At 68.5% G+C, this 6,961-nt stretch carries 4 protein-coding genes and 1 pseudogene; 1 reads left to right on the top strand and 4 read right to left on the bottom strand.

Going from position 1 to position 6,961, the window contains the following annotated elements:
• Window positions 1–2,441: DEAD/DEAH box helicase (locus HMPREF3086_RS01620; RefSeq protein ID WP_070719843.1), on the top strand; the 2,441-nt coding region annotated here is incomplete at its 5' end.
• 6 nt (window positions 2,442–2,447) lie between these two features.
• On the opposite strand, the gene HMPREF3086_RS01615 is transcribed toward HMPREF3086_RS01620, so the two are convergent.
• The 4 genes and pseudogenes from HMPREF3086_RS01615 to HMPREF3086_RS18285 all read right to left on the bottom strand — a co-directional run bounded on the left by HMPREF3086_RS01615 (window position 2,448) and on the right by HMPREF3086_RS18285 (window position 6,669).
• Window positions 2,448–3,134 (bottom strand): hypothetical protein, encoded by a 687-nt coding sequence (locus tag HMPREF3086_RS01615; protein WP_070719839.1) that lies wholly within the window; start codon window positions 3,132–3,134, stop codon window positions 2,448–2,450.
• Between the two features lie 66 nt (window positions 3,135–3,200).
• The gene (locus HMPREF3086_RS01610) at window positions 3,201–4,025 is read right to left on the bottom strand and encodes a hypothetical protein (protein WP_070719837.1); all 825 of its coding nucleotides are present in this window, start codon (window positions 4,023–4,025) and stop codon (window positions 3,201–3,203) included.
• 336 nt (window positions 4,026–4,361) lie between these two features.
• Window positions 4,362–5,930: pseudogene (locus HMPREF3086_RS01605) on the bottom strand (IS1182 family transposase); the annotation flags it as partial.
• 55 nt (window positions 5,931–5,985) lie between these two features.
• Window positions 5,986–6,669: an IS5 family transposase gene (locus HMPREF3086_RS18285; RefSeq protein ID WP_246830848.1), complete on the bottom strand. Its 684-nt coding sequence runs from the start codon at window positions 6,667–6,669 to the stop codon at window positions 5,986–5,988.
• Between the last annotated feature and the right edge of the window lie 292 nt (window positions 6,670–6,961).

The following is a 6,961-nucleotide window of genomic DNA, read 5'->3' as shown; positions in this document are numbered from 1 at the left end:
GCGACCGCCCCCTGCCCGGCGCCCTCGTGGGGGAGCACGGGGACATGGTCGCGCTGGTCCGTGACCGGGTGCTGGAGCTGTCCCCGGTCGGGCGGCTGGGGCCCGGCGTGGCCGGGCAGCTGCGGCAGTGGCGCGCCCTGACCGTCCCCGACGAGGCGGTGCCCGAGTTCTGTGCGGACTTCCTGCCCGACCTCGTCGACAGGTTCCCGGTGACCGACCGCGTCGGGCGGCTCGAGCTCCCCCGGTTCGATCGCGTGGAGCTCGAGCTGACGATCCGGCCGCCCGCCGGGGCGGGCCCGGGCGGTGCGACCCACGAGCTGGGACTGATGCTGCAGTGGCACCGCGTCGACGTGATGCGCATGTCCGACGACACCGAGGTGACGCGCCGTCGGCCCCTCAGCGTGGCCGAGATGGGGATCGGCACCCCGCTGCCCGGGGATCCCGCGCTCATCGCGCTGACCACGGCCGTCTCCGACGCCGGCTGGGGCTGGATCCTCGGCGAGGGCACCCTGCGGGTGACCGGCCGGGAGGCGGGGCTGGTGCTGACCGACGGGCTCGAGCAGCTCCGCGCACTCGACGGCGTCCACGTGGTGCTGGCCGACGAGGTGCCGAGTATCCGCCGGGCCACGGAGGGGCCGCGCATCCACGTGGCCACCGAGGACGACCGCTCGGGGATCGACTGGCTGGGACTGACGGTCACCGTCACCGTCGAAGGCCGCCCCGTCCCGTTCGCCGCCATCTTCCGGGCGGTGGTCACCGGGCAGGACGAGTTCCTCACCGAGGACGGGCTGCTCGTCCCGGTGGACCTCGAGCGGTTCGGCGAGCTGCGCGAGCTGCTCGACGAGGCGATGGCGGCCTCCGCCGAGCGGGTCGGCAGGGAGCCGGACGGGGCGGGAGTGAAGATCGGCCTCGGGCAGGCCGGGGTGCTCGCGGACCTCGCGGAGCTGGCTGACGATCTCGAGCCACCGTCCGGGCGGGCGCGCGCGCTGCTCGAACTGGCCGCCGACACCCCCGCGCCCGTCCCGGCCCCCGCCGCGCTCGAGGCGGACCTGCGGCCGTACCAGCAGCAGGGCCTGGACTGGCTGGCCATGCTGTGGCGGCACCGGATCGGCGGGATCCTCGCCGACGACATGGGCCTGGGCAAGACCATCCAGTCGCTCGCGCTCATCGCCCACGCGCACGAGACCGCCGGCGACCGCCCGCCGGGACCGTTCCTCGTCGTGGCGCCCTCGTCGGTCGTGCCCAACTGGGAGGCCGAGGCGCGCCGGTTCGTCCCCTCGCTCCGGGTGTCGCGGCGATCGGCGACCGAGGCCCGGTCCACGACGACGGTCGCCGAGGACGCGGCCGCGTCCGACATCGTGGTGACCTCCGCCGCGGTTCTGCGGCTGGACGCCGAGTCGTACGCGGGCGTCGAGTGGGCGGGCGTGATCCTCGACGAGGCCCAGCAGGCAAAGAACCCGGGGTCCAAGCTCTTCGCCGCGCTGGCCGGGCTGCGGGCGGACTTCCTGCTCGCCGTGACGGGCACGCCCATGGAGAACAACCTCACCGAACTGTGGGCGGTCGCGGCGCTGTCGTGCCGGGGCGTGCTGCCCGACGCCAAGGACTTCCGCACCCGCTTCCGCACGCCCATCGAGAAGGACGGGGACCGGGCCACGCTCGAGCGGCTGCGCAGGCGGTTGCGTCCGTTCCTGCTGCGGCGGCGCAAGGAGCTCGTGGCCGCCGACCTGCCCCCGCGCACGGACGCGGTGATGGAGATCGAGTTGTCGGCCACGCACCGCCGGATCTACGAACGGGAGCTCGCGAGGCAGCGGGCCTCGCTGCTGGCGCTGCTCGACGACTTCGAGTCCAACCGCATCAGCGTCCTCGCCGGGCTCACCGTGCTCCGGCGGCTGTGCCTGGACGCATCCCTGGTCGACCCGGACCATCTCGGCGTCGCGTCGGCGAAGACCGACGAGCTCATCGCCGCGCTGCGGGAGGTGGTGGCCGAGGGGCACCGCGCGCTCGTGTTCAGCCAGTTCACCACCTACCTCGACACCGTCGTGGATCGCTTGCGCGACGAGGGGATCACCGTGGCCCACCTCGACGGGAGCACGACGGATCGGGCCGGGGCCGTCGGCGAGTTCACCGAGGGCGGCGCGCAGGTGTTCTGCCTCAGCCTCAAGGCCGGCGGCGTGGGGCTCAACCTGGTCGGCGCCGACTACGTGTTCCTGCTGGACCCGTGGTGGAACCCGGCGACCGAGGCCCAGGCCGTGGACCGCGCGCACCGCATCGGCCAGACTCGCCCGGTGCTGGTCTACCGGATGGTCGCCCGCGACACGATCGAGGAACGCGTGGTCGAGCTGCAGCAGCGCAAGGCCGAGCTGTTCGCCTCCGTCCTGGACAGCGGCGAGCATTTCTCCGCCGCGCTCACCGCCGACGACCTGCGGGGATTGTTGGGGTGAGCCGATTCAGGCCGGCTTGAGGCGACTGTACTTCTCCATCAGCGCAGTGATGTCGTAGTACGCACGCATGGCGGCCGCACTGTGGGGGGTCGCCCCTTGATCCACTATCCATAAGGGTGCAAGCTGGCCGATGGCCCAACCGCAGATGGGCTCGATCACCGTGTTGTAGAGATTGATCTCCCGCCCCTGAGAGACGAAGTAGTCCACGATGCCCTGGCACTTTCGGGAGATCTCCTCTCCCATCACCGCGATCTGCTCATCGGTCATGATGCCGCTCTCAAACCGCTTCTGAATCTCTCCGACGGCGTCCATCGCTGCGCCCGCCTCCTCGTCCGAAGTGTAGTGATCAGGCGTCGGGAGGGTGGGTGCAGGCGTGCTGGTCGCGGTACCGGCCCCCGACGCGGTCCTCGCCGGGGCGGTGGATCCACCGGTGACCGGGGTCGCTCCGCTCGTCGCCTTGGCGGGGCTGCCGAACGACGTGGAACGAAGGGCGTACACCGTGCCGGCTCCGGCAGCGACGGAGAGGAGAAGTGAGAACACTCCACCCAGCCCGATCATGCCGAGGACCACGGACATCACCAGAGCGGCACCGGCGCCGATCGCCGCGGCGATGGCAGGGGAGAGGCCTCTGCCCCATTTTACTGCGACGCCGTACCCGGCTGCCGCTGCGAGGATCAATGCGAAGAGTGCCATTGGGAGAGCTCCTTTTGGGCATTCGGAATGTGATTTCCGGAGTGTGGAATGGCGATGAAGTGCGGTCTAGTCGGCATTGATCGCAACGGTCCAGGGGGCAGGGGGTGGTGTCCTGACGCATTCGTCCATATCGAGCATTCCGCTGCGCAAGAGTTCGGGGATCAACGAGTTCGGCATCACGTCGATCGGTTTTCCGGTGAGCTCTCCATTGGCGACGCGCCAGGGGATCAGGACCCTGGCCATGAGATGAACTGCTTCCGCCGGCAGATTCGATGAACCATGGATGATGGTCGCGTACGACCATGGAATTTCGCAATTACGGCGAAGTCGGGCCACACCTGCGGGAGAAGGATCGAGGTTTCGGTAGGTGCCGTCGGCAAGTTCCTCGACCTGGTGTTCGGCCATCTTCGAGAAGACGAACGCGATCAGCTCTTCCTTGACGTCCTGATCCATAAACTCATTGATCGTGACCGCATGAAGGAGGTTTCGGCCGGCCGCATCGATGGCACCGAAACCGAACGCCTCGATGGTGCATTTGATCACAGCTCCACAGGCGCTCTGATTCAGGGGCAGGCCCAGCTGCAGAAAGTTGTGAATCACGGGGGAGGCGAAGTCGTACTCTTTGAGAGCGACTCGCGCTTCCAGCAGTCCTTGCATGGCGACGCTCGCTGCATCGACCCGCCCCTCGTTGTCGAGTTCGAGCTCGACCGCCTGCAGGTAAAGTTCCTCCGCGGCCTTGATGTCACCGCGAGACCTCGTGGCCAGTGCCATGAAGCTGATTGCCATGGACTCGGCGGGTTCCGCCGTATGCAGGTCGGTGGCGAACTGCTCGGCCGCCACCGGGTCGTCGTCCAAGAGCGCGAAGAAGCGGTCGAGTTCGGACTTCTCCATAACTGCCCCTCTCGTGTGGAGTCCACTGCGACCCGAGAGTCCGGGGCCGGCCTTCCGGCCTTATGCCGAGCAGGACCGGTGCTCGGCGACCGTCGCCTGCGATGGGTCGAAAGTCGAGCGTAGGTGGCGAGGGGCCGCCTGTCTGTCCCCCGAAGAGACGACTCCGGCCTTACCTGGCGATCCACCGTCGGGAGGATAGTCGGGCTCTCCGTGCGCCCTGGTCCGTCGACTTCCGCAACCTGCCAGCACGATTCGCGCAGACGGGCGCGGTCGTGGAGGGAGGAGTCGCCAGACAAGAGCGGAGACGTCCTGGCGTCGGGCGAGAGCCACATGGTTGGTCAGTCCCATCGCGAGCAGTCGGCGCAAGTTCAGGGCGGCAACCCGGTGGTGGAGCCAGTGGTTGTTCTTGTCGACCCCGCGATACGGCACGCGGCGAGCGCCTCGGGTCAGCCAAGCGATCGAGCGTTCCACCATTGGCCGGTGCTGCCGGTACACGGTCTGGAAGTCCTCATCACCGGCGCGCTGGCGGTGCTGGCGTTGAAGCAGGTGGTGCTCTGCGAGCAGCACAGTGCGCCCGGCGGCCGAGGTGGTGCATCGCTGGCGCAGCGGGCAGCCGCGGCAGGCGGCTTTGAAGGTGGCGCGGCCGTGCGCTGTCACTGTCCGCGTGATGTTGCCGGGGCAGGTCAGCGTGCCCGCCACGGCGTCGAAAGTGAAGTCGTCGATGGTGAATCCGCCGTCTAAGGCCGGCTTGATCGGCCACGGCTTGACCACGGGCAGCCACTGTTTGCCCGCCAGGGTGTGCAGCATGTCGCCGCTGGCATACGCCGAGTCGCCGAGCACCTCGATCTGCTCGCCGTCGCTGATGGTGGGATCGGCGGTGACCAGTGCGGCACCGACAGCGCCATCGGAGTTGGTCGGACCGTTGGTCTTGGTCAGGGAGCACATAGTGGTCAGGCCGGTATCGGGCTCGACCACGATATGGGCCTTGAACCCGTCTTGGCGGCGTTGCCGAGTCTTGTGGGCGTGCCGGGCATCCGGGTCCACGGTGGAGATCACCCGATCCGGCGCGGTGCGGCGGGCGATGCGCCACCGACCGTCAGTGCCATCTGAGTCCTCGGCCGGCTCGACGTCCTGGCCGGCCACCAGCGCCAACAACGCGACCGCCTCGGCCGGCTTGCCGCCGGCGGCGGTGATTGCCTCCACATCGAGTGCCGCCAACAGCGCCAACGCGTCTGCGACCAGCGCGGAGACCAGCTCATCCCGAGCGGCCTGGTCATCCCAGACAATGCGCGGCTTACCGGCCTCGGAGTAATCGTGCCCGCACGTCGCCGCCAGCCGGGTGCACTCGGAGGCGATCAGCTCCTGCGCCCCGGGCACCTCGCGGCCGACTCGGCGGATCTGGGCGATCAGCTGGGTGATCGTGTCTTGGCGGGCCACCGCGTCATCCAGGACCGTCGAATCCAACGCCCGGCGGGTCTTGGTCTTGACCACGCCGGTTTCGGCGATGACCTGGCGCACCACCTCGAAGATCCGCTGCGGCCGGTCACTGGCCGCCAACCGGCGCCGCCACACAGTCAGCGTCGACGAGTCGAACCCCTTGGCATCGATCGCGTACCCGCAGGCGGCCTTCCACCGCAGGTCGAAGGTCAGCGCGTCGACCGCCTCCCGGTCGGAATACCCGTACAGCGCTTGCAGCACGATCACCCAGGCGATCACTTCACCCGGGATCGACGGTCGGCCCCGGCCCGAGGGAAACAGGTCGGCGAACAACTCCGCCGGGAACAAGCAGTCCCGATGCTTGGCCAGCAACGCGAACACGCTGCCCTCCTCGAGCAGATGCCCCGCCACCGACTCCACATCCAGCAACTCACGCTGCCGAACCGACTCACCCTGCGTGAGCCACATCATTTCAAGACCGAGTCATTATTCGGACCGGACACGCACTTTGTTCAGCAGTCTCCTAGGGCGTGTCTCCTAAATGGCGTAGCCAGGTCAGAATGGCGCAAAGTGTGACGGCGGCGCGGTAGGTGATCGCGAGTTTGTCGTAGCGGGTGGCCAGGGCGCGCCACTGCTTGGCCAAAGCGAAGGAGCGCTCGACGACGTTTCGCCCTCTGTAGAGGTCAGCGTCGAGTTTCGGTGGCCGGCCGCCGCGGCTTCCCCGTCGGGCGCGGGCGGCGATAGTGTCACTCTTCTCTGGGATCACGGCGGCGATATCGCGGCTGCGGAGCTGGCGGCGGATCGTGCCGGACGAGTACGCCTTGTCGGCGATCACGGCGTCGGGGCGGGTGCGGGGTCGGCCCCGGCCGTGGCGTGGGACATGGATGTCGGCGAGGACTTCGGCGAGCATCGCGCCATCGTTGCGCTGCCCGCCGGTGATCACATTCGCCAGTGGCCGGCCGCGTCCGTCGACGGCACTGTGAATCTTGGTCGTCAGCCCTCCCCGCGAGCGACCAATGCCGTGAACTGCAGGTTTACAGTCCCGGAAGGGGCGGTTCTTGTGATTCGATCGTGCCCCCTGTGTCCTGTTCGGGACGTCCGTACCCGACGATGTCGGTGAACTGCTCGAGACCTTCGATCCGGACAACGTGCCCGGGAAACGCAAGACGCTCGCCAAGCGGCTGCTCGACGTGGTGGTCTGGTTCACGTGACAATCTGCAGTCATGCCGGACGGCGCACGAGGACCAGGACGAGACGATGACGCGACTCCGACTTCAAGGAGGCCCGAGCGGGTCGTGCGACTATTGCCACGGACCCTTGACCAGCACATACCGCACGCGCGACGAGTGGAAATGGTGTAGCGGTCACTCGACACAGGCGTGCGGTGCGTGTGGCCGCCCCTGCGCGCCCAGTGGCGATCGCTGGACGTACTGCGCGATCTGCACAGAGACCATCGCCACGGATCCACTCGTCGTCCAGCGGCGGTGCCGGCAGGTCCT

Origin of the sequence: Dietzia sp. HMSC21D01, from assembly GCF_001815995.1 — a bacterium.
In the GTDB taxonomy this organism is placed as follows: Bacteria; Actinomycetota; Actinomycetes; order Mycobacteriales; family Mycobacteriaceae; genus Dietzia; species Dietzia cinnamea.
The sequence above is the reverse complement of the archived record's forward strand: the minus strand, read 5'-3'. Positions and strand labels throughout refer to the sequence as shown.

Excerpts from the sequence above, each read along its gene's own strand:
- HMPREF3086_RS01615 (WP_070719839.1), bottom strand. The coding sequence starts at position 3,134 with ATGGCACTCTTCGCATTGATCCTCGCAGCGGCAGCCGGGTACGGCGTC.
- HMPREF3086_RS01610 (WP_070719837.1), bottom strand. The coding sequence starts at position 4,025 with ATGGAGAAGTCCGAACTCGACCGCTTCTTCGCGCTCTTGGACGACGAC.